This is a genomic window from Streptomyces phytophilus, from assembly GCF_013870535.1.
GTDB classification, from domain to species: Bacteria; Actinomycetota; Actinomycetes; order Streptomycetales; family Streptomycetaceae; genus Streptomyces; species Streptomyces phytophilus.
On record NZ_JACBXC010001391.1, the window covers coordinates 1 to 1,511 of the forward strand.

3 protein-coding genes are annotated in these 1,511 nt (G+C 72.3%); 2 read left to right on the forward strand and 1 reads right to left on the reverse strand.

Annotation, left to right across the window (positions count from 1 at the left end; genetic code table 11):
• Both H5J30_RS32665 and H5J30_RS32670 read left to right on the forward strand, forming a co-directional pair.
• Positions 1-554: hypothetical protein (locus H5J30_RS32665; protein WP_181791287.1), on the forward strand; the 554-nt coding region annotated here is incomplete at its 5' end.
• A gap of 56 nt (positions 555-610) precedes the next feature.
• Positions 611-847 (forward strand): hypothetical protein, encoded by a 237-nt coding sequence (locus tag H5J30_RS32670; protein ID WP_181791289.1) that lies wholly within the window; start codon positions 611-613, stop codon positions 845-847.
• A gap of 40 nt (positions 848-887) precedes the next feature.
• On the opposite strand, the gene H5J30_RS32675 is transcribed toward H5J30_RS32670, so the two are convergent.
• Positions 888-1,511: LysR substrate-binding domain-containing protein (locus tag H5J30_RS32675; protein ID WP_258563653.1), on the reverse strand; the 624-nt coding region annotated here is incomplete at its 5' end.

A 1,511-nucleotide genomic window follows, 5' to 3' on the forward strand; every position in this document is an offset into this window, starting at 1 on the left:
AGGCCGCGACCAGGGCCGCCGCCGACAAGTGGGCCGAGGAACAGAAGCAGTCCGCGGCCAGAAGCGTCTCGTACGCCACCGACAACGCCGCCAACGGCAGGAAGCCCTGGCAGCAGTCGCCGTTCGACACGTTCATCTGGCTCATGGACCAGGTCGCGGAGTGGGTCCGGCCGCTCACCGAACTGGACACGTGGATCACGGCGACGGAGTGGCTGTCGACCGGCTCCGGTATCGCGGCGACGATCTGCGCGTTCTTCCCGGTGCTGTGGCCCGTGGCGGGGGTGCTCGGCGGCATCTCCACCGGTGCCGGCCTGGTGAACCTCCTGCTGACCGGGTTCGACGAAGGCTTCATGAACGGGAAGTTCTGGGGTGACGTGGCGCTGTTCGGCGCCACCTTCGGGCTGTGGAAGTACCGCGAACTCACCTTCGGCTATGCGCGTAAGATCTGGGCGCCGGTGGACGACGCGACCGGGAAGGTCCTCGACTGGGGAGAGAACATCGGCTCCGGGATCGTGGGCATCGGCGAGGGTATCGACAACCTGTGGGGTGACTGAGCAGACACCCGGTTCATCGGCGCCCGTACCGCTTTGCCACGCAAAGGAAACTCTTCATGTCGCAGGTGGAGAAGAACTCCCGCAGGGCCAGGACCGCGACCGTCCTGTTCGTGCTCGTCATGTTCGCGGCGCCGGTCGCCATCGCCGTCTCGAACACGGTGGCGAGGCTGGTGGCGGTCGCGGTCATCTGCCTCGGCGTGGCGGGGGTGGCGGTCCTGGTGCAGCGGACGAAGAGGGACAGGCGGCGCGCGGCGGCGGAAGGCCCGGAGGGCCCGGAGGGGGCCGGGGCGTAGGGCGTAGGGCGTACGGGGGCGGAGGGCCGGGGGCCGGCGGTCAGGTGGAGGCGAGCAGGGCTCGGTCGGCCGTCGGGAGCCAGGCGTCCTGCGGGGGGTGCAGCCAGCCGTGTGCCGCGGCCAGTTGCCGTGCCGCCGTGCGCAGGGCGGTCAGGCCCGGGTGGGTCAGGCCGCGGCGCCAGGTCAGGCTGACCGGGGAGAGCGGGACCGGGTCCGTCAGGGGGCGCAGGGTCATGGCGGGGATGTCCGCGAACTCCGTGGTGGCCAGCACCGACCAGCCGTGCTTGTGCACGAGCCGGACGAACTCCGCCTCACCGTCGATCTCCGGGAACGGTGCCGCCAGGCGGATGCCGTGCATCCCGAAGAGTTCGCGGGCCAGGTCCGTCCACTCCGCCGTCGCCGCGTTGCCGTCGGCCGCGTACAGCGTCTCCCCCGCCAGCGCCGCCAGCGGCACCGCGGGCCGGGCCGCCAGGCGGTGGGCCGACGGCAGCAGTACCGCCATCGGCTCCAGCCGGACGAGTTCGTGCCGCAGGCCCTCCCGCGTCCCCGGCGGCAGCCCCGCGATCCGACCGAACGACACGTCCAGCCGCCCCGCGGCGATCTCCGCCGCCGCGCCCGTCAGCCCGGTGTGGAAGCGCGCGACCAGTTCCAGGTCGGGGGCCGC